Annotated in this window: 20 protein-coding genes and 2 tRNA genes; 12 read left to right on the top strand and 10 right to left on the bottom strand. The window is 69.0% G+C overall.

The genetic code is table 11. From position 1 onward, the window contains the following. Positions 1–2 precede the first annotated feature (2 nt). From DEW08_RS12985 to hisC, 3 genes are all read left to right on the top strand, one after another. A complete protein-coding gene (locus DEW08_RS12985; protein ID WP_109327726.1) occupies positions 3–1,112 on the top strand; it encodes an amino acid ABC transporter permease in 1,110 nt (369 codons plus the stop codon). Positions 1,113–1,131: 19 nt separating this feature from the next. Then, positions 1,132–1,908 carry an amino acid ABC transporter ATP-binding protein gene (locus DEW08_RS12980; RefSeq protein WP_109327724.1) on the top strand — a complete coding sequence of 259 codons (777 nt, stop codon included), beginning with the start codon at positions 1,132–1,134 and terminating at the stop codon, positions 1,906–1,908. Between the two features lie 112 nt (positions 1,909–2,020). Beyond that, the gene (hisC, locus tag DEW08_RS12975) at positions 2,021–3,106 is read left to right on the top strand and encodes a histidinol-phosphate transaminase (protein WP_109327722.1); all 1,086 of its coding nucleotides are present in this window, start codon (positions 2,021–2,023) and stop codon (positions 3,104–3,106) included. 294 nt (positions 3,107–3,400) lie between these two features. On the opposite strand, the gene DEW08_RS12970 is transcribed toward hisC, so the two are convergent. The 7 genes from DEW08_RS12970 to DEW08_RS12940 form a co-directional block, all read right to left on the bottom strand. After that, positions 3,401–4,009 (bottom strand): GNAT family N-acetyltransferase, encoded by a 609-nt coding sequence (locus DEW08_RS12970; protein ID WP_109327719.1) that lies wholly within the window; start codon positions 4,007–4,009, stop codon positions 3,401–3,403. Further along, a complete protein-coding gene (locus DEW08_RS12965) occupies positions 3,991–4,407 on the bottom strand; it encodes a GNAT family acetyltransferase (RefSeq protein ID WP_168220358.1) in 417 nt (138 codons plus the stop codon). Before DEW08_RS12965 ends, DEW08_RS12970 begins: the two co-directional genes overlap by 19 nt. Before the next feature lie 38 nt (positions 4,408–4,445). Then, complete coding sequence (locus DEW08_RS12960; protein ID WP_109327715.1) at positions 4,446–5,324, bottom strand: rhodanese-like domain-containing protein; 879 nt, start codon at positions 5,322–5,324, stop codon at positions 4,446–4,448. A gap of 14 nt (positions 5,325–5,338) precedes the next feature. Beyond that, positions 5,339–6,046: an alanyl-tRNA editing protein gene (locus tag DEW08_RS12955; RefSeq protein ID WP_109327713.1), complete on the bottom strand. Its 708-nt coding sequence runs from the start codon at positions 6,044–6,046 to the stop codon at positions 5,339–5,341. 23 nt (positions 6,047–6,069) lie between these two features. Continuing rightward, complete coding sequence (locus DEW08_RS12950; RefSeq protein ID WP_109327711.1) at positions 6,070–7,068, bottom strand: cysteine synthase A; 999 nt, start codon at positions 7,066–7,068, stop codon at positions 6,070–6,072. Positions 7,069–7,180: 112 nt separating this feature from the next. Continuing rightward, complete coding sequence (locus DEW08_RS12945) at positions 7,181–7,789, bottom strand: NUDIX domain-containing protein (protein WP_109327709.1); 609 nt, start codon at positions 7,787–7,789, stop codon at positions 7,181–7,183. Positions 7,790–7,929: 140 nt separating this feature from the next. Beyond that, the gene (locus tag DEW08_RS12940; protein WP_245986204.1) at positions 7,930–8,964 is read right to left on the bottom strand and encodes a S1C family serine protease; all 1,035 of its coding nucleotides are present in this window, start codon (positions 8,962–8,964) and stop codon (positions 7,930–7,932) included. Between the two features lie 205 nt (positions 8,965–9,169). Here DEW08_RS12940 and DEW08_RS31185 point away from each other — a divergent pair, with 205 nt between their 5' ends. After that, positions 9,170–9,346: a hypothetical protein gene (locus tag DEW08_RS31185; RefSeq protein ID WP_168220357.1), complete on the top strand. Its 177-nt coding sequence runs from the start codon at positions 9,170–9,172 to the stop codon at positions 9,344–9,346. A gap of 55 nt (positions 9,347–9,401) precedes the next feature. After that, complete coding sequence (locus DEW08_RS12935; protein WP_109327706.1) at positions 9,402–9,635, top strand: hypothetical protein; 234 nt, start codon at positions 9,402–9,404, stop codon at positions 9,633–9,635. A gap of 44 nt (positions 9,636–9,679) precedes the next feature. On the opposite strand, the gene DEW08_RS12930 is transcribed toward DEW08_RS12935, so the two are convergent. Further along, positions 9,680–9,943: a hypothetical protein gene (locus tag DEW08_RS12930; RefSeq protein ID WP_109327704.1), complete on the bottom strand. Its 264-nt coding sequence runs from the start codon at positions 9,941–9,943 to the stop codon at positions 9,680–9,682. 286 nt (positions 9,944–10,229) lie between these two features. After that, positions 10,230–10,305, bottom strand: a tRNA-Asn gene (locus tag DEW08_RS12925). Between the two features lie 235 nt (positions 10,306–10,540). Here DEW08_RS12925 and DEW08_RS12920 point away from each other — a divergent pair. Further along, positions 10,541–11,293, top strand: coding sequence for an outer membrane lipoprotein (locus DEW08_RS12920; protein WP_245986202.1), 753 nt, complete (start codon positions 10,541–10,543; stop codon positions 11,291–11,293). A 167-nt stretch (positions 11,294–11,460) separates the two neighbouring features. Here the strand turns inward: DEW08_RS12920 and DEW08_RS12915 are convergent. Then, a tRNA-Cys gene (locus tag DEW08_RS12915) sits at positions 11,461–11,534 on the bottom strand. 258 nt (positions 11,535–11,792) lie between these two features. On the opposite strand from DEW08_RS12915, the gene DEW08_RS12910 reads away from it, so the two are divergent. The 6 genes from DEW08_RS12910 (at position 11,793) to DEW08_RS12885 (ending at position 18,464) form a co-directional block, all read left to right on the top strand. After that, on the top strand, positions 11,793–12,449 hold the full coding sequence (locus DEW08_RS12910) for a protein-L-isoaspartate O-methyltransferase family protein (protein ID WP_109327702.1): 657 nt from the start codon (positions 11,793–11,795) through the stop codon (positions 12,447–12,449). 120 nt (positions 12,450–12,569) lie between these two features. Continuing rightward, the gene (locus DEW08_RS12905; RefSeq protein ID WP_109327700.1) at positions 12,570–12,896 is read left to right on the top strand and encodes a rhodanese-like domain-containing protein; all 327 of its coding nucleotides are present in this window, start codon (positions 12,570–12,572) and stop codon (positions 12,894–12,896) included. A gap of 8 nt (positions 12,897–12,904) precedes the next feature. Further along, entirely contained in the window at positions 12,905–14,290 is a 1,386-nt protein-coding gene (locus tag DEW08_RS12900; RefSeq protein WP_342760731.1) for a TolC family outer membrane protein, read from the top strand. 114 nt (positions 14,291–14,404) lie between these two features. After that, positions 14,405–15,097, top strand: coding sequence for a DUF2497 domain-containing protein (locus tag DEW08_RS12895; protein WP_109327696.1), 693 nt, complete (start codon positions 14,405–14,407; stop codon positions 15,095–15,097). A gap of 63 nt (positions 15,098–15,160) precedes the next feature. Continuing rightward, positions 15,161–17,812 (top strand): valine--tRNA ligase, encoded by a 2,652-nt coding sequence (locus tag DEW08_RS12890; RefSeq protein WP_181449420.1) that lies wholly within the window; start codon positions 15,161–15,163, stop codon positions 17,810–17,812. A gap of 187 nt (positions 17,813–17,999) precedes the next feature. Next, positions 18,000–18,464, top strand: a complete 465-nt coding sequence (locus DEW08_RS12885) for a hypothetical protein (protein ID WP_109327692.1) — start codon at positions 18,000–18,002, stop codon at positions 18,462–18,464. Positions 18,465–18,560 lie beyond the last annotated feature (96 nt).

The raw sequence follows: 18,560 nt of genomic DNA, 5'->3' as shown, positions 1-18,560 counted from the left end.
CCATGACGGACAATGTGCAAACCGCCGGCGCCACGCCGGACATGAAGCCGCCGGCCAACACCGTCGGCGCCGTCGCCTGGCTGCGGCAGAGCCTGTTCAACACCTGGTACAACGCCATCCTGACGGTTCTGGTGCTGGTGCTGCTGGGCAGCGCCATCCCGCCCTTCGTCGACTGGCTGCTGGTCAGGGCGCATGGCTTCGACGCCAGCTCGCCGGCCTGCCGCGCGGCCACCGACGGGGCCTGCTGGGGCTTCATCGGCGAGAAGCTGCGCTTCATCCTGTTCGGCACCTTCCCCTATGACGAGCAGTGGCGGCCGCTGCTGACCATCGCGGTCGTCATCGCGCTGCTGCTGGCGAGCTGCGACCGGCGCTTCTGGAAGCCTTGGCTGGCGCTGGTCTGGGCGGCGGGCATCGCGGTCGTCGCCATCCTGATGTGGGGCGGGGTGTTCGGCCTCAGCTATGTCGAGAACAGCCGCTGGGGCGGCCTGCCGCTGACGCTGATCCTGTCGGTCATCGGCCTCGCCGTGGCCTTTCCCCTGGCCATCCTGCTGGCGCTCGGCCGCCGCTCCGACCTGCCGGCGATGCGGGTGCTGTCGGTGACCTACATCGAGCTGATCCGCGGCGTCCCGCTGATCAGCCTGCTGTTCATGGCGTCGGTGATGTTCCCGCTGTTCCTGCCGAACGGCGTCTCGGTGGACAAGCTGCTGCGCGCCCAGATCGCCTTCATCATGTTCGCCTCCGCCTACATGGCCGAGGCGATCCGCGGCGGCCTGCAGGCGATCCCCAAGGGCCAGTACGAGGCGGCGGACGCCCTTGGCCTCGGCTATTGGCAGAAGATGCGCAAGATCATCCTGCCCCAGGCGCTCGCCATCGCCATCCCGCCGCTGGTGAACACCTTCATCAGCTTCTTCAAGGACACCTCGCTGGTCATCATCATCGGGCTCTACGACCTGCTCGGCACCGCCAAGGCGGCGCTGTCCGACCCGGCCTGGCGCGGGTTCTACAAGGAAGCCTACCTGTTCATCGGGGTGATCTACTGGGTGTTCTGCTACAGCATGTCGAAATACAGCCAGAAGCTGGAACGCGACCTCAACCGTCACCGCCGCCGGTAAATTCAGGGAGACGAGACCAATGGCCCAGCCCGCGACTTCCGCGCGCAGCTTTCCGGACGGCGAACCGATCATCCGCTGCTCCGGCCTCAACAAGTGGTACGGCGAGTTCCACGTCCTGAAGAACATCGACCTCAGCGTCCGCAAGGGCGAGAGGATCGTCCTCTGCGGCCCCTCCGGATCGGGCAAGTCGACGCTGATCCGCTGCCTGAACCGGCTGGAGGAGCATCAGCAGGGCAGCATCGTCGTCGACGGCATCGAGCTGACCGGCAACCTGAAGAACATCGAGCTGGTCCGGCGCGAGGTCGGCATGGTGTTCCAGCACTTCAACCTGTTCCCCCACCTGACGGTGCTGGAGAACTGCACGCTCGCCCCCATCTGGGTCCGCAAGACGCCGAAGGCCGAGGCGGAGGAGATCGCCATGCGCTATCTGAAGCGCGTGCGCATCGCCGAGCAGGCGCACAAGTTCCCCGGCCAGCTCTCCGGCGGCCAGCAGCAGCGCGTGGCCATCGCCCGCTCGCTCTGCATGAACCCGAAGATCATGCTGTTCGACGAGCCGACCTCCGCCCTCGACCCCGAGATGGTGAAGGAGGTGCTGGACGTCATGATCGGCCTCGCCGAGGACGGCATGACCATGCTGTGCGTGACCCATGAGATGGGCTTCGCCAAGAGCGTCGCCGACCGCGTGATCTTCATGGACCGCGGCGAGATCGTCGAGCAGGACACGCCCGACGCCTTCTTCACCAACCCGAAGTCCGAGCGGACGCGGCTGTTCCTCAGCCAGATCCTCAGCCATTAGGAAAGCGTCCGGCACCGATGCGCGTCGCAATGACCTCTGGCGGCGCGCTTCGGTTTCGGGTTCAATGCGCTCCGTTGCTGCCGCCTTCGCATTGCACAACGGAGTCGCCGCCATGGAGCTGCTCAGCCCTCGCCCCGGGATCCGGCAGATCAAGCCCTACCGGTCGGCACGGCCGCCGCGCGACGGGCGAAGCTGGATCGACCTCTCCCTGACCGAGAATCCGCTGGGGCCGAGCCCGGCGGCGCTCAATGCCTACCGCCATGCCGCCGGGCAGATCCACCGCTATCCCGACTGGAGCCAGGACCAGCTCCGCCACGCCATCGCGGCGCGGCACGGCATCGACCCCAACCACGTCATCTGTTCGGCCGGCTCGGAGGAGCTGATCCATCTGGTGACCCAGGCCTTCGCCGGCCCAGGGGACGAGGTGCTGTGCCACGAACACGGCTATCGCGGCTTCCTGCGCGCCATCCGCGCCGCCGGCGCCACCGCGGTGGTCGCGGCCGAGCGCGACATGGTGGTCGACGTCGAGGCGATGATCGACCGCGCCAACGACCGGACGCGCATCTGCTTCCTCGCCAACCCGAACAACCCCACCGGCACCTATATCCCGGCCGAGGCCGTGCTGCGCCTGCGCGCCGGCCTGCCGCCGCACACGCTGCTGGTGCTCGATTCGGCCTATGCCGAGTATTGCCGGCGCTCGAACTACTCCGACGGCACGGAGATCGTCGAGAACGCGGACAACGTCCTGATGGTCCGCACCTTCTCCAAGATGCACGGGCTGGCCGGCCTGCGGGTGGGGTGGGGCTATGGCCCGGCTTCGGTCATCGATGCGCTGAACGCCATCCGCGGCGCCTTCAACGTCAGCGTCGCCGCCCAGGCCGCGGCATCCGCCGCCATCGCCGACACCGACCATGAGGAGGCGAGCTACGCCCACAATGCCGAGTGGCTGCCCTGGCTGTCGCGCGAGCTGGAGCATGTCGGCCTGCGCGTCTATCCCAGCGTCTGCAACTTCGTGCTGGCCCAGGTGCCGGCCGACCCGTCGCTGGGTGTCCAGACGATCCTCGACCATCTGGCGGCGCGCAGCATCCTGGTGAAGCCGGTCGCCGACTACGGCCTCGCCAACTGCCTGCGCATCACCGTCGGCCAGGAAGAGGAAAACCGTGCCCTCATCGCCGCGCTGGCCGAAGTGCTGGGCTGACGGGGCAGGGGAGCCTGCCCGCAATCCTCTCGAAAATCGCCGCCGGGCTTGATCCGGCCATCTCCCCGTCTGTCGCTGCGCTTCAGCCGGCGTGGATGCTCGCGCTCGACACAGGTCGCCCGATAATCCGGATTGGATTGGATGGATTGGGTGCATTATCCTATACGCCCGGCAGCGGGACACGGCAGCGCGGCACGGCGGAGGGCTGACGCCCCGCCGTGCCGCGCACCGGTGCATAAACCTGATTAATGCTCTCGCGGCCTCACCCGGCGGCCAGCCTGCTCCACGATGGGCCTATTCCACGATGGGAATGTGCGCCCCGGCACTGCGCGGCAGGAAGCCGTCCACCCGCGGATCGCGGATGCGCCGGGCGACGTGGCGGATCGGGACGAAGCCCATCTTCTGGTAGAGGCCCAGCGCCTTCGGATGGTCGAAGCTGCAGGTGTTCACCAGCAGCGTCTTCGGCTTGCGCTCCCACGCCATGCGGATGGCGCTGTCGAGGAACCAGGGCCCGAGCTTGCGGCCGATGAAGTCCGGGATCAGGCCGAAATAGGCGAGGTCCATCTCCGGCGCCCGGCCGTCCAGCTCGAAATAGCCGGCGGGCGTGCCGTCGACGTAGAGCACCCAGACCTCGACGCGCGGGTCGTGGATGCTGCGCTCCAGCTCCTTGCGCGGCATGCGGCGGCGCTCGTGCCACAGCCAGGGCTCGCCCACCGTGTCGTAGAGATAGCGGTAGAAGGACCAGGTCGGCGGATTGGCCCGCACCAGCGCGAGGTCCCCCGGCGGCTTCGGCACTGCCGGGCGGTCGGGCGGGCTCGCCATCTCCAGATAGGTGACGATGACCGGAAGGTGACCGGGCGGGACCGGGCTCGCCGCCGGCTGGTTCAGGAAGTCTTGAGCCATTTCTGCATCACGATGGTGTCGGAACGGGCATAGCCCAACCGTTCATAGAAGGCCAGCACGGCATGGTTGCTGTCGCGCACCATCAACATCGCCTTCGGCATCCCGGCCTCCGTCAGCCAGGCTTCGGCCGCCTCGACCATCCGGCGGCCATGGCCGCGCCGGCGGCAGGCGGCATCGACGGCAAGGTAATAGAACCAGCCGCGATGCCCGTCATAGCCCACCATGACGCTGGCGACCGGCCGGCCATCCTCGGTCCCCACCAGGATCGTGGAGTTCGGCCGGGACATCGCCAGCGCGATGTCGCTCACCGGATCGTTCCAGGGGACGGTGAGGCCGCCGGCGGTCCACAGCGCGATGAGCGCGTCCCGGTCCTCGGGCCGGAACGCGCGGACCGCCAAGCCTCTCTCGACCGAGCCTCCCTCGACCGAGCCGCCGCTCACTTTGCGGCCGGTCCGGTTTCGATCGGCAGGTCCTGCTGGATGCCCCACTCGGCCCAGGACCCGTCATAGACCGCCACGTCCGGCTTGCCCGCGCGATAGAGGCCCAGCGCGATGACGCAGGCGGTGATGCCGCTGCCGCAGGAGGCGACGACCGGCCTGCCGAGATCCAGCCCCGCCGCCTTCGCCTTGTCCGCGATGGCGTCCGGCGGCAGCATCGTCCTGCCGTCCGTGGCCATCAGCTCGGTGTGGGGCAGGTTGACGCTGCCGGGAATGCGGCCGCTGCGCCGGCCCGGCCAGGGCTCCGCCGCGGCTCCCTCGAACCGCTGCGGCGCACGGGCGTCGGCCACCTGCTCCGCCTTGCGGTCCAGGTTGGCGACGACGTCCTCCACCTTGCGCAGCAGTTCCGGCCGCAGGCGGGCGGCGAAGGGCTTGGCCGCCGGGCTCGCCGGGCCCGATTCGGTCGGGCGCCCCTCGGCCAGCCATTTGGGCAGGCCGCCGTCCAGGACGAAGACCTTGTCGTGGCCGAACAGGCGGAACATCCACCAGACCCGCGCGGCGGCGGTGGCGAGGCCGGCGGTGTCGTAGACCACCACCGTGTCGTCGTTGCCGATGCCGAGCCCGCCGATCCTATCCGCGAACAGGGCCTCGGACGGGACCATGTGGGGCAGGGGGGCGGTGTCGGGCTGCGATACCTCGTCGACGTCGATGAAGGCGGCGCCGGAGATGTGCCTGTCGGCGAACTCCGCCCGGGTGTCGCGGTTCTGCGAGGCGAAATACCAGGAGGCGTCGAGCACCCGCAGGTCGCTCCGCCCCAGGTTGGCGGCGAGCCAGTCGGTGGTGACCAGCGGGTCTGTCACGGCCTGTTCGGCGGTCATGGCGTGTCGGCTCCTCACTCGGCCAGCGCGATCACGACGCGCCGGTTCTGTTTACCCTTGTTCTCGATCTTCACGACCTCGACCCGGCCGATCTCGCCGGTGCGCCGGACGTGGGTGCCGCCGCAGGGCTGCAGGTCCACCCCCTCGACGTTCAGCAGCCGCACCCGGCCGCTGCCGGTCGGCGGCTTCACCGACATGGTGCGGACGAGGTCCGGCTTGGCCGCCATCTCCTCGTCGGTGATCCACTGCGTGGAGACCGGCGTGTCGGCGGCGATCAGCGCGTTCAGCTTCTCCGCGATGGCGTCCTTGTCCAGGCTTTCCGCCGGGACGTTGAAGTCCAGGCGGCTCTTGTCGGCGCCGATCTGGCCGCCGGTGACCGAGCCCGGCACCACGGCGCAAAGCAGGTGCATCGCCGTGTGCATGCGCATGTGGCGGTGCCGGCGCTCCCAGTCGATCTCCCCTTCGACCGGATCGCCGGGGGCGGGCAGGGCGGCGCCGGCCTCCGGGACATGGATGACGTCGTCCGGGCCGCCATCGCCCTTGACCGTATCGACGATGCGGATCTCGCCCCCGGCGAGGCGCAGGACGCCGGTATCGCCGGGCTGGCCGCCGCCGGCCGGATAGAAGACCGTGCGGTCGAGCCGGATGCCGCGGTCGTCCACGGCGGTGACGGTGGCGCTACAGCGTGTCGCGTAAGCGTCCTCGCGAAAGATCGGCGTCATGTTGCCTCGTGAGGTTGTGGGACTCAGAGCCAGTCGGGCACCGGTAGAGTCTTCTCACGGAGGAAGGCCGGATTGAAGAGCTTCGATTGGTAACGCTGCCCCCCGTCGCACAGGATGGTCACGATGGTGTGGCCGGGGCCGAGTTCGCGCGCCAGCCGGATCGCCGCCGCGACGTTGATTCCGGAGGAGCCGCCGAGCACCAGCCCCTGGGTCTTGATCAGGTCGAAGATGATCGGCAGCGCCTCCTCGTCCGCAATCCGGTAGGCGAGGTCGACCGGCGCCCCCTCCAGATTCGCGGTGATCCGGCCCTGCCCGATTCCCTCGGTGATGGAGCTTCCCTCCGACTTCAGCTCGCCCGTCGTGTAGTAGCTGTAGAGGGCGGCGCCCATCGGGTCGGCCAGCGCGATGCGGATGTCCGGGTTGCGCTCCTTCAGCGCCAGCCCGACGCCGGCCAGCGTGCCGCCGCTGCCGACGGCACAGGTGAAGGCGTCGACCCGGCCGCCGGTCTGCTCCCAGATTTCCGGGCCGGTGGTCAGGCGGTGGCCCTCGCGGTTGGCGACGTTGTCGAACTGGTTGGCCCAGACGGCCCCGTTCGGCTCGGTCTTCGCCAGCTCCTCGGCGAGGCGGCCGGAATAGCGGACATAGTTGTCCGGGTTGGAATAGGGAACCGCCGGCACCAGCCGCAGGTCGGCGCCGACCAGCCGCAGCATGTCCTTCTTCTCCTGGCTCTGCGTCTCCGGCATCACGATCACGGTGCGGTAGCCGAGCGCATTGCCGACCAGCGCCAGCCCGATGCCGGTGTTGCCCGCGGTGCCCTCGACGATGGTCCCGCCGGGGCGCAGCAGCCCGCGCGCCTCGGCGTCGCGGACGATGGCGAACGCCGCGCGGTCCTTCACCGATCCGCCGGGATTGAGGAACTCCGCCTTGCCCAGGATGTCGCAGCCCGTCGCTTTCGACGGCCCCTCCAGCCGGATCAGCGGCGTGTTGCCGATGGCGCCGATAAAGCCGTTGCGAATGTCCACGACGATCTCTCCTGTAGGATAGGCACGATTTGCGCCCTCCACTATCGGGGGCGGGGCTTCACCTTTCAAGGTATCGCTGTGGAACTCTGTATTTCACGAAAGTGCTGGGTGGTTAAATCCCCGCCCAGCGCCGGCGCAGCGCGTCGCGGTGCCGGGCGAACCAGCCCATGGCGATGATGCTGACGGAGTTGACCAGCCGGTTCTCGTCCAGCATGCGGATTCCCTCCTCGGCCGGGATGACCATGATGCGGATGTCCTCATGCTCGTCGGCAAGGCCGCCGGAGGTGCCGACCTGCGTCGAATCGATCCGGCCGCAGAAGACGGTCACCAGTTCGGTGAAGGCGCCGGGGCTGACGTAATAGTCGCAGATCTTCTCGATCTCGCGGACGGTGCAGCCGGCTTCCTCCTGCGATTCGCGCCGTGCCACCGCCTCGGGCGTCTCGCCCTCGTCCACCATGCCGGCGACGATCTCGGTCATCCAGGCCGGTCCGCCGGCGGCGGCGGCGCCGATGCGGAACTGTTCGATCATCGCCAGCGCATCGCGATCGGGATCGTAGAGCAGCACGGCCACCGCCGGGCCGCGGTCGCACACCTCGCGCGGCGGCAGCACGTCGGTCCAGGTACCGTCGAACTTCCTGTGGCGCAGGCGGTAGACGTCGATCCGGAGGAAGCCCTTGTAGGCGGTCTTCTTCTCCAGAATCTCGATGTCGGAATGATCCATGGTCCTGCTCCTCGCGCGATGATCGACCCCGCGGGTTTAGCGCAAGGACGGGCTCGGCGCGATCCTCCTTCCGGCATGGCCGGACGGGCGAGGGGCCGGACGGGCGAGGGGCCGGACGGCCGGGGCAGGGGGGCTCAGGGTCAGAAGGTCGGGTTCAGCTTCAGGAAGCGCATCCGGTCGGCCGAGGGCACGGTGACGGGCTGCAGCCGCGCTCCGCGCATCAGCTCCAGCGGCACCGCGACGCCGGCCGGACCGAGGCTCCAGAGCTTGCGGTAGAAGTCCGCCAGCCCGCTGAAACGCTGGCCGCCGACCCCGACGATGAAATCGCCGGGGCGCAGGCCCGCGGTCTCGGCCGGGCTGTCCGGCGTCACCCGCTCGACCAGCAGCAGCCCGCGCTCCTCCCGCAGCGTGACGCCCAGCCAGGGGCGCGGCGGCTCCTGCCGCTTGCCGTAGGCCAGCAGATCGGACAGCACGGGCATCAGGGCGGATGTCGGGATGAACATGTTGCCGGGCATCCCGCGCCCCTCGACGGCGCTCGACACGATCAGCGAGCCGATGCCGACCAGCCTCCCCTTGCCGTCGATCAGCGCCGCCCCGTTGAAGGCCGGCAGCGGCGGAACGGTGAAGATGGCGTCGGCCAGCAGATACTCCCAATAGCCGGCGAACTCGCGGCGGCTCACCACCCGCACCGGCCGCGCCGTCCAGCGCTGGCCGCCGCTGATGACCAGCAGGGAGTCGCCCTCGCCGACCGGCCGCGACTCCCCGATCCGCAGCGCCGGCGCGCTGAAGCCCGGTCCGGCCCGCAGGAGGCCGAGGCCGCTGACGATGTCGTAGGCGACGAACTCCGCCGGGTAGGATTTGCCCTCGGCGGTCGTCACCTGGATCTGGAAGGCCTCCATGACCGTGTAGCCGACGGTGACGATCAGGCCGGAGCCGTCGATCACCACGCCGGTGCCCTCGCGCTCCGTCCCCAGCGTCCGGGCGCTCTGCGCATCGGGCAGGATGGCGGCCGTTATGCTCACCACCGCCTGGACCAGCCGCTGCGGATCGAGGCTCTGCGCCGCGGGATCGCGCGGCGCCTGGGCGAGGGCCGGCGCGGCCGGCAGGGCGAGCATCGCCAGGAGAAGCAGCAGCGCCCGCGCAGGGGTGACACGATTGCCGACGACGCCTGCCATGCCGCCCTCCCGCCTGCGCGCACCTGGACCGGTGCCACTCCATGACATTGCTCCGCCCGCAGCCCATGGCAAGGACGGCGTGCCGGGATTCGGCTCCGCGCAGGAAACTTGGCCGGGGCCGGAGCTGTTGTGCAGGGGACACCGCCGGCCGGACATGCCCGGCCGGATATGCCCAACCGGACATGCAAGAAGGGAAGAAGCAGCCATGACGATCAACAGCGAGACCGAACTCGAACGCGCCGTCGCCGAATTCCAGCGCCTGTCCTCGGCGCCGGACGATTCGGAGGAGGGGCGCCGCCGCCGGGATCTGGACGCGGACATCAAAGCGTATTACGCCAAGTGCTCCGATGAGATGAGGCCGGCGAAACCGCCGCGGGACTGAGGCTGCGATCCTCCGGGATACGCCCTGCCGCGCGGCCGCCGCAGACGGATGCCAGATGAAGCGAACCGAGACCTGCTACACCTGTCGTTACTGGGAGGGGCAGGGGCTGCGCCAGCGGGGGCCGAAAGGCACTTGCCGCCGCTTTCCTCCCGTGGTGACCCCGCGCAGCCCGGAGGGCAGCTTCCCCATCACCCTGTCGACCGACTGGTGCGGCGAGTGGAAGCGCGTGATCCTCCCTTCGCCGGACGAGCTGGGGGAAGCCGACACCGGCGACGCATACATCGAGTAGCCCGCACCGAACGGGCCGTGGGCCGACAGCCTGGGCCGACAGCCTCAGCGCGGCATCGGCGTCATCAGCATCGGCCGGGACCCTTCCCGGAAGACCGGCCCGTCATCGTGCGACGCGGCGCGCCAGTCGACGCTGAGGATGGCGAGCGCCGCGACCACGGCGACCAGGAACAGCACCGCCGCCCCGAGCCAGCCGTCGCCGCGATGATCGCCGGCACCGCCGCCGAACCCGCGGTTGAGATGGCCGCCGTTCAACTGGCCGCCGGGATGGGCGGCCCCGAAAGAGCGCAATCCATAAGGCCGGAACATGGCAACCCTCCATCCGTGACGAGAGGGGGAAAACCGGTGTGACACCAACCTTCCGCCAGTATACGCCTGCTATCGGCCGGGATAACCGTCCGATTCGGAGAGGGGTGAGGTGTCTTTTGGCCGCAGGGCCGGCCGTGCCGGCTTAGCCGCACCGGATCGCGGAACAATGGCTCCGCCGGCGCATTGACGCCGCAGGCGGGGCCGCGCGCGAACCGGACCGGCGGCCGGCAGGGAATGGCGGGAAAAGAAAAAGGCCGGAAGCGCTGGCTTCCGGCCTTCATCAGATTGGCTCCCGGTGCTGGACTCGAACCAGCGACACGCGGATTAACAGTCCGCTGCTCTACCGACTGAGCTAACCGGGATCAGGACCGCCTTTGCGGCGGGCGCCGTCGACGTTGTGTCGTCGCTGGCGTGGGCGGGCTTATAAACAAAGCTTCGGCCTCTGCCAAGCCCTATTGCACAAAAATTTTCGTCCGTCCGGCCAACTGTCCGGCCACGCCTGCGCCCGGGCATGGCCGACTCCATAAAATGTCGTGTGACTTTGCCCCCGCCATCGCCTATCACAGCCTTCAGGTCACCAAGCGGATGGTTCTCCTCTTGCTTCGTACAGTTTCGCTCTGCCTGCGCGCCGCTGTGATCGTCGGCCTCGCAGGTTGCACATCGGACTACTCGCCGAACACCTATTCCGGCAGCGCGGTCCAGCAGACCAACAAGGTGGAGACCGGCGTGGTCGTCGGTTTCCGCGAGGTCTCCATCAGCGCCGGCGGCACTGTCGGCGCCGTCTCCGGCGGGGCCGCCGGCGGCATCCTCGGCGCGCAGGTCGGCACGGGCGGGATGAACTCCGCGCTCGGCACGGTCGGCGGCACCGCGCTCGGCAGCATCGTCGGCACGACGCTGGAGCACATCACCGGCGACACCACCGGCTGGGAGTACATCGTCCGCAAGCCGAACGGCGAGATGGTGTCGGTGACTCAGCGCGAGCCGAAGCCGCTGCCCATCGGGCAGAAGGTGCTGGTGATCGGCGGCGCCCAGGCGCGCATCATCCCCGACTATTCCAGCCCCGTGGATCCGGCCGCGGCCGATCCCGCCAAGACCGATCCCGCCAAGACCGAGGCTGCCAAGCCGGCGGCGGAAAAGCCGAAGACGGCGGAGGAGGCCAAGCCCGCCCCGGCGCCGGAGCCAGCCAGGCCGCAGGCGCAGCCTGACGGGCAGGGCAATCCGGCAGCCCCGGTCCAGCTCGCGCCATCGGCGGTCGACCCGTCGTCGCCCTTCGCCACCAGCCCGGTCCCCGCGCCGGCAGCCCCGCAGGTCGTCCCGGCTGCTCCCGCTCCCGCGGCTACCGACGGTTAGAAGCACTGTGGGGGAGGGCGCTCGCCGGCCGGTCGGGCGCCCTATAGTCGCAAGGACGGGAGCCGCCGGACCGGGAGGGCAAAAACGAAAAAGCCCCGCTCACGCGAGGCTCTTGCAATCCCGTCGCCACTGTTTCGCGGCCACCCCGGCACGGCCAGGGGTAAGGATGGAGGCACGGGCGGGAATCGAACCCACGTACACGGATTTGCAGTCCGCTGCATCACCACTCTGCCACCGCGCCATCCTTGGTATCCGGCGCCACCCTTGCGGGGGGCGCTGCAGTGTGGGAGCGCTGGTATAGCCGCCAGGGCGGTGCAGGTCAAGGCGAATGGTGAGGGTATTTTCACCTGCCCGGGTGCGACGCCTTGGACAGCCGCCCCGCGGGCGTTGCGGCGTTGTGTTTCGCGCGTGTTTGCGGATATATAGCCGTCATGGCAGCAAAGCCGTTGCAGTCGGCTTGGCGCCCCTCGCCGTCCCAACAAATCCATAAGCGATCGCCATGACCGATTACGCCGCCGCCCGTTTCCACATGGTCGAAGGCCAGATCCGCCCGAACAAGGTGACCGATCATCGCCTCGTCGAGGCGATGTCCGAGCTCCCGCGCGAGCAGTTCGTGCCGGAATCGGTCCGCGGCATCGCCTATGTCGACGACGACCTGCCGATCGGGAAGGGCCGCTTCGTGATGGAGCCGATGGTCTTCGCCCGCATGCTGCAGGAAGCGGGCGTCGGCGAAACGGAGACGGTGCTGGATGTCGGCTGCGCCGGCGGCTATTCGACCGCCGTCCTGGCCCGGCTCGGCGCCAGCGTGGTCGGCCTCGATTCCGACCCGGATCTGGTCGCCCGGGCCTCCGCGGCGCTGTCGGCCACCGGCATCGCCAACGCGGCCGTCGTCGCCGGCGACATGACCGGCGGCCACGCGGCCAAGGCGCCCTACGACGTCATCGTCGTCGAGGGCACCGTCGCCCACATCCCCGACGCGCTGCTCGACCAACTCGCCGAGGGCGGCCGTCTGGTCGCCCCCGTGCTGAACGACAACGGCGTCGGTTCGGTCCGGCTCTATCAGCGAATCGGCGGGGTGGTTTCGCACCGCATTCTGTTCGAGGCGCACCCCCGGACCCTCCCGGGATTCGAGCCGAAGCCCGCCTTCGTGTTCTGATCCAACGCGCTCCGGCGGGCCGCAAAGGTCCCGCTGACGTTTTGGTTTGCTTTTTTGTCGCAGGCCGTCCTTTCCTGGGTACGAGTGAGTTCAGCCGAGTCCACGCAGGGGTAGGAGCCCATGGCCGTTCCGTTCGAGATCGAGGTGGAGGAGCTGGACCGGCGCCTGAAGGCCGGCGAGACCCCCTTCCTCCTCGACGTGCGCGAGCCGTGGGAACGGGACATCTGCGCGATCGGGGGGAGCGTCCTGATGCCTCTGGCGACCCTGCCGGAGCGGGTGTCCGAGCTTCCCGCCGACCGTGACATCATCGTCGTGTGCCACCATGGCGGCCGCAGCGCGCAAGCGACCATGTGGCTGCGGATGCGTGGCTTCGATCGCGTCACCAATCTGGGCGGTGGCGTCGATGCGTGGGCAAGGCAAATCGACCCGAACATGAAGGTCTACTGAACATGACCATGCGAAGCCGTTTTGCGCGCCGGTTGCTGGCGACCGCGTTGACCCTCGGCGTGACCGTCATCGGTGCCGATGGCGCGTGGGCGCAGACCCTCGAACAGGCGCTTGCCCAGGCCTATGGCAACAACCCGACGCTGGGCGCCCAGCGGGCCCGCCTGCGCGCGGTCGACGAAGGCGTGCCGCAGGCCCTGTCCGGCTACCGTCCGACCGTCCGTGCCACCGCCTCGATCGGCCGAACCGCCGGCGAGGCGAAGTTCAGCGGCGGCAGCAGCGGGACCGAGTACAACCCGAAGACCGTAGGGCTCAGCGCCACCCAGCCCGTCTACGATCCCACGGTAGGCCCCGCCGTCCGCCGGGCCGAGCGGCTGGTCGAGGCGCAGCGCGCCTCGCTGATCTCCTCCGAACAGCAGGTGCTGCTCACCGCCGCCCAGGCCTATCTCGACGTGGTGATGAACCAGGCCGTGCTGCAGTTGCAGATCAACAACGAGCAGGTGCTGCGCCGCCAGCTCGAGGCCGCGCGCGACCGTTTCCGCGTCGGCGAGTACACCCGCACCGACGTCAGCCAGTCCGAGTCGCGCCTGGCCGGCGCCATCGCCTCGCGCATTTCCGCGGAAGGCCAGCTCAAGTCGGTGCGCGCCACCTACGAGCGCGTGATCGGCACCTCCCCCGGCCAGCAGCTCAAGGCGCCGAAACCGAAGTTCAAGCTGCCGGCGACGCTGGACGAGCTGGTCGAGATGGCCCGCGCCAACAACCCGAGCGTGCTCGCCGCCTCCTATTCCGAGTCGGCGCAGCAGGCCGCGGTGGACCAGCAGTTCGGCCGTCTCCTGCCGTCGGTCAACGTGACCGCCCAGGGCACCCGGACCTTCGACCCCGGCCGCACGTCGGGCATCGAGCTGAACCGCCAGGACAGCGCCCAGGTGGTGGCCCAGGTCACCATCCCGCTCTACCAGGCCGGCCAGCCGGAGGCGCTTGTCCGCGAGGCCAAGCAGACCGCCAACCAGGCCCGCCTGCAGATCGAGGAAGCCCGCCGCCAGGTTTCCGAATCGGCGATCAGCGCATGGCAGTCGCTGCAGACCGCCCGGGCGAGCATCGAGTCCTACTCCGCCCAGATCAAGGCGGCGGAAATCGCCCTGGAGGGCGTCCGGCAGGAGGCGCAGGTCGGTTCCCGCACGGTTCTCGACGTGCTGAACCAGGAGCAGGAACTGCTCAACGCCCGCGTCTTCCTGGTGCGCGCCCAGCGCGACGAGATGGTCGCCGCCTTCAACGTGCTCGCCGCGACGGGTCAGTTGACCGCCCAGCAGCTCAGCCTGCCGGTGCAGTATTATGACCCCAAGGCCAACTACGACAAGACACGGAACAAGTGGTTCGGCACCGAGGTGTCGGAGTGATCCAGACGGCCCGCCTCGGCGGGCCGTTCTTGTCTGGTGGCTTTTTGTCCTGGCCTGTCCTAGTGTCGCCGGGGCAGGGTGGTTGCGGTTCGATGACGTTCTGGGTTTGCCACGATGAGTGATAAGAATCAGCAAGAACCGTCGATGGAGGAGATCCTCGCCTCCATTCGCCGAATCATCTCGGAAGACGGCGAACCCGGGCGGCCAGAGACGACCAGCGCCGCCCCTCCGCCGCCCCCGCCGCCTCCCCCTCCGCCGCCCCCGCCACCGCCGCCGCCGGTGATGGACGACGACGATGACGACGTGCTCGAACTCACCCAGATGGTGGAGGACGACACGCCGCCGATGGCGGAGCCGGAGCCCGATCCCTGGCCCGACGAGCCGGCCTTCCCGGAGCCGGAGCCCGAGCCGATGCCGGCCTTCCACATGCCGGATCCGGAACCGCCGCCCCCGCCGCCGCGCCCCGCTCCCAAGCGGCCGATGCCGGCCTTCGACGAGTTCGAGGACGACGACGAGCCGCCGCCGCGCCCCCGGCCGCGCTCGCGGGCGCTCGACCTGGATGACGGGCTGATCTCGCGCCGCACCGCCGAGGATGCCTCGCACCATTTCACCCATCTGGCGCGCGAGCTCGGCGACGACCTGTCCATCGGCCCGATGCCCGTCGGCATCCGCACCGTGGAGGAAGTGGTCCGCGAGCTGTTGAAGCCGTTGCTCAAGGAATGGCTGGACGAGAATCTGCCGACGATCGTCGAGCGGCTGGTCCAGCAGGAGATCGACCGCATGATCCGGCGGTCGCAGAAGTTCTGAACCGGGCGGCGCCCGCCGCCCGCCCCGCCGTCTGATTAGGGCCCAAAGCGAAAGTTCCTGGTGATGTTGGACAAGACGTACCGGCCGGCCGAGGTCGAGGAAAAGCACTATCGTCTGTGGGAAGAGTCGGGCGCGTTCGCCGCCGACACCGGCTCCAACGCCGTTCCCTACACGATCATGATGCCGCCGCCGAACGTCACCGGCAGCCTGCACATGGGCCACGCGCTGACCTTCACCATCCAGGACCTGCTGATCCGCTACAACCGGATGCGCGGGCGCGACACGCTGTGGCAGCCCGGCACCGACCATGCCGGAATCGCCACCCAGATGGTGGTCGAGCGCAACCTTGCGAAGGAGGGCGTCACCCGCCACGACCTGGGCCGCGAGAAGTTCGTCGGAAAGGTCTGGGAGTGGAAGGCCGAGTCCGGCAGCACCATCACCCGCCAGCTCCGCCGCCTCGGCGCCTCGCCCGACTGGGCGAAGGAGCGCTTCACCATGGACGAGGGGCTGTCCCGCGCCGTCCGCAAGGTGTTCGTCGAGCTGCACAGGCAGGGGCTGATCTACAAGGACAAGCGGCTGGTCAACTGGGACCCCAAGCTGCACACCGCCATCTCCGACCTGGAGGTCGAGCAGAAGGAGGTGAAGGGCAACCTCTGGCACTTCCGCTACCCGATCGAGGGCGAGGAGGGCCGCTTCATCACCGTCGCCACCACCCGGCCGGAGACGATGCTGGGCGATACCGGCGTCGCCGTCCATCCGGAGGATGAGCGCTACCAGGACCTGATCGGCAGGCACGTCATCCTGCCGCTGGTCGGCCGCCGCATCCCCATCGTCGGTGACGAGTATGCCGACCCGGCGACCGGCTCGGGCGCGGTGAAGATCACCCCGGCCCACGACTTCAACGACTTCGAGGTCGGGCGCCGCTGCGGCCTTGCCGCCATCAACATCATGGACCGCGACGCCCGCCTCACCGGCGACGACGTTCCGGAGGCCTATCGCGGCCTCGACCGCTACGAGGCGCGCAAGAAGGTCGTCGCCGAGATCGAGGCGCTCGGCCTGCTCGAGAAGATCGAGCCGCACACCCACATGGTGCCGCACGGCGACCGTTCCGGCGTCGCCATCGAGCCCTGGCTGACCGACCAGTGGTATGTCGATGCCGCCACGCTGGCCAAGCCGGCGATCGAGGCGGTGGAGACCGGCAGGACGGTGTTCGTGCCCAAGCAGTGGGAGAACACCTATTTCGAGTGGATGCGCAACATCCAGCCCTGGTGCATCAGCCGCCAGCTCTGGTGGGGCCACCAGATCCCGGCCTGGTACGGCCCGGACGGCTCGTTCTTCGTCGAGGAGACGGAGGAGGAGGCGCGCACCGCCGCCAGGACCCATTACGGCCAGGACGTGGAACTGACCCGCGATCCGGACGTGCTGGACACCTGGTTCTCATCGGCGCTCTGGCCCTTCTCGACGCTCGGCTGGCCGGACGAGACGCCGGAGCTGCAGCGCTACTACCCGACCGACGTGCTGGTGACGGGCTTCGACATCATCTTCTTCTGGGTCGCCCGGATGATGATGATGGGCCTGCACTTCATGAAGGACGTGCCCTTCCGCACCGTCTACATCCACGCCCTTGTCCGCGACGAGAAGGGCCAGAAGATGTCGAAGTCCAAGGGCAACGTCATCGACCCGCTGGACCTGATCGACCAGTACGGCACCGACGCGCTGCGCTTCACGCTCGCCGCCATGGCCGCCCAGGGCCGCGACATCAAGCTGGCGGTCAGCCGGGTCGAGGGCTACCGCAACTTCTCGACCAAGCTGTGGAATGCCGCCCGTTACTGCCAGATGAACGGCTGCGAGCCGGTCGCCGGCTACCGCCCGGTCGGGCTGACGCAGACGGTCAACCGCTGGATCGTCGGCGCGCTCGCCGACGCCGCGAAGAAGGTGGCGGAGGCCATCGACGCCTACAGGTTCAACGAGGCGGCGAGTGCGGCCTACCAGTTCACCTGGGGCACCTTCTGCGACTGGTACATGGAGTTCACCAAGCCGATCCTCGCCGGCAGCGACGAGGCGGCGAAGGCGGAGACGCGGGCGACCACCGCCTGGGTGCTGGACAACATCCTGCACATCATGCACCCGATCATGCCCTACATCACCGAGGAGCTGTGGGAACAGCTGTCGGCCGGGCGCGCCAACCGCCTGATCTCCGCCGAATGGCCGGATCTCGGGGCCGATCTGATCGATCCGGCGGCGCGGGACGAGATGGACTGGGTGGTGCGGCTGATCACCGCCGTCCGCTCCATGCGGTCGGAGATGAACGTCCCGCCGGCGGCGCAGATCGAGCTGAAGCTGAAGGACCCGGCGGCGGAGAGCCTGTCGCGGCTCGCCACCCACCGCGACCTGATCCTGCGCATGGCCCGTCTGGCGAGCGTCGAGCCGCTGTCCGGCCCGGTTCCGAAGAGCGCCGTGCAGGACGTGCTGGACGAGGCGACGCTGATCCTGCCGCTGGAAGGCATCGTGGACCTGGACAAGGAGCGCGCCCGCCTGACCAAGGAGATCGACAAGCTGTCGAAGGAGATCGACAAGATCGACGCCAAGCTGTCGAACGAGCAGTTCGTCGCCAAGGCACCGGAGGACGTGATCGAGGAACAGCGCGACCGCCGCGATGCCGCCGCCCAGGCGCGCGACAAGCTGCAGAAGGCGCTGGAGATGCTGGCGGGCTGATCGCCGCCACCGCGAGGAACCCCGCTCCGGACCACCGGGGCTGGGTTTTTCTTTGCCTTGAGAATCTCTGCCTGAGGGGGCGGCGACTGCGGCGAACGGCCCCGGCTCTTGCACGGTTGTAGTTTTCCGGTTGAAGGGATCGGAAACGGACGCCACTCTGCCTTCACTCCTGTCATGGTGAGGGAAGATGGATCCGTTCACGCTTTCCGCGGTTGCCGCCATTACCGCCGGGGCCCTGGCCGTCGGCAACGGCGCCGCCTCCGCGGCTGGCAAGGATGCCTACGAGAAGGTCAAGGGGCTGATCGCCGGCCGGTTCGCCAAGGTGTCGCCCGCCGTCACGCTGCTGGAGGCCCAGCCGCAGGCCGAAGCCGCGAGGATCAGCCTTGCGGCCAGCCTGGAGGAGTCGCAGGCGCAGCGGGACGAGGCCTTCCGCGACGCGGTCGGTCATCTTCTGGAGGCACTGCTGACACTGCGCGACCGCCCCGCCGCCGCACCCCTGTTCGACTTCGACCGGCTGCAGGCCGCCAAGCGGTTCGAGATCCGCGACGTCACCGCGCTCGGCACCGTGATCAAGGCGCGGAAGGCGGTCTTCGACGACGAGGTGGTGATCAGCGGCATCCGCCAGACCGGCGGGTCCCCCGAAAAATACTGACCGGGGCGCCGGACCGACGGTGCAGACCGCCGCCCCCGACAGCACAGGACCGGCACTGTTCGGATCCGCCTCCATCGGCGGCGGAGTGCAGGTCAA

Origin of the sequence: Azospirillum thermophilum (genome assembly GCF_003130795.1) — a bacterium.
Lineage (GTDB): Bacteria > Pseudomonadota > Alphaproteobacteria > Azospirillales > Azospirillaceae > Azospirillum > Azospirillum thermophilum.
The sequence above is the reverse complement of the archived record's forward strand: the minus strand, read 5'-3'. Positions and strand labels throughout refer to the sequence as shown.

Bases quoted from the DNA above. Each gene is read 5' to 3' on its own strand.
- DEW08_RS12985 (WP_109327726.1), top strand. From the start codon at position 3: ATGACGGACAATGTGCAAACCGCCGGCGCCACGCCGGACATGAAGCCG.
- DEW08_RS12980 (WP_109327724.1), top strand. From the start codon at position 1,132: ATGGCCCAGCCCGCGACTTCCGCGCGCAGCTTTCCGGACGGCGAACCG.
- hisC (WP_109327722.1), top strand. From the start codon at position 2,021: ATGGAGCTGCTCAGCCCTCGCCCCGGGATCCGGCAGATCAAGCCCTAC.
- DEW08_RS12970 (WP_109327719.1), bottom strand. From the start codon at position 4,009: ATGGCTCAAGACTTCCTGAACCAGCCGGCGGCGAGCCCGGTCCCGCCC.
- DEW08_RS12960 (WP_109327715.1), bottom strand. From the start codon at position 5,324: ATGACCGCCGAACAGGCCGTGACAGACCCGCTGGTCACCACCGACTGG.
- DEW08_RS12955 (WP_109327713.1), bottom strand. From the start codon at position 6,046: ATGACGCCGATCTTTCGCGAGGACGCTTACGCGACACGCTGTAGCGCC.
- DEW08_RS12945 (WP_109327709.1), bottom strand. From the start codon at position 7,789: ATGGATCATTCCGACATCGAGATTCTGGAGAAGAAGACCGCCTACAAG.
- DEW08_RS12940 (WP_245986204.1), bottom strand. From the start codon at position 8,964: ATGGCAGGCGTCGTCGGCAATCGTGTCACCCCTGCGCGGGCGCTGCTG.
- DEW08_RS31185 (WP_168220357.1), top strand. From the start codon at position 9,170: ATGACGATCAACAGCGAGACCGAACTCGAACGCGCCGTCGCCGAATTC.
- DEW08_RS12935 (WP_109327706.1), top strand. From the start codon at position 9,402: ATGAAGCGAACCGAGACCTGCTACACCTGTCGTTACTGGGAGGGGCAG.
- DEW08_RS12930 (WP_109327704.1), bottom strand. From the start codon at position 9,943: ATGTTCCGGCCTTATGGATTGCGCTCTTTCGGGGCCGCCCATCCCGGC.
- DEW08_RS12910 (WP_109327702.1), top strand. From the start codon at position 11,793: ATGACCGATTACGCCGCCGCCCGTTTCCACATGGTCGAAGGCCAGATC.
- DEW08_RS12905 (WP_109327700.1), top strand. From the start codon at position 12,570: ATGGCCGTTCCGTTCGAGATCGAGGTGGAGGAGCTGGACCGGCGCCTG.
- DEW08_RS12900 (WP_342760731.1), top strand. From the start codon at position 12,905: ATGCGAAGCCGTTTTGCGCGCCGGTTGCTGGCGACCGCGTTGACCCTC.
- DEW08_RS12895 (WP_109327696.1), top strand. From the start codon at position 14,405: ATGAGTGATAAGAATCAGCAAGAACCGTCGATGGAGGAGATCCTCGCC.
- DEW08_RS12890 (WP_181449420.1), top strand. From the start codon at position 15,161: ATGTTGGACAAGACGTACCGGCCGGCCGAGGTCGAGGAAAAGCACTAT.
- DEW08_RS12885 (WP_109327692.1), top strand. From the start codon at position 18,000: ATGGATCCGTTCACGCTTTCCGCGGTTGCCGCCATTACCGCCGGGGCC.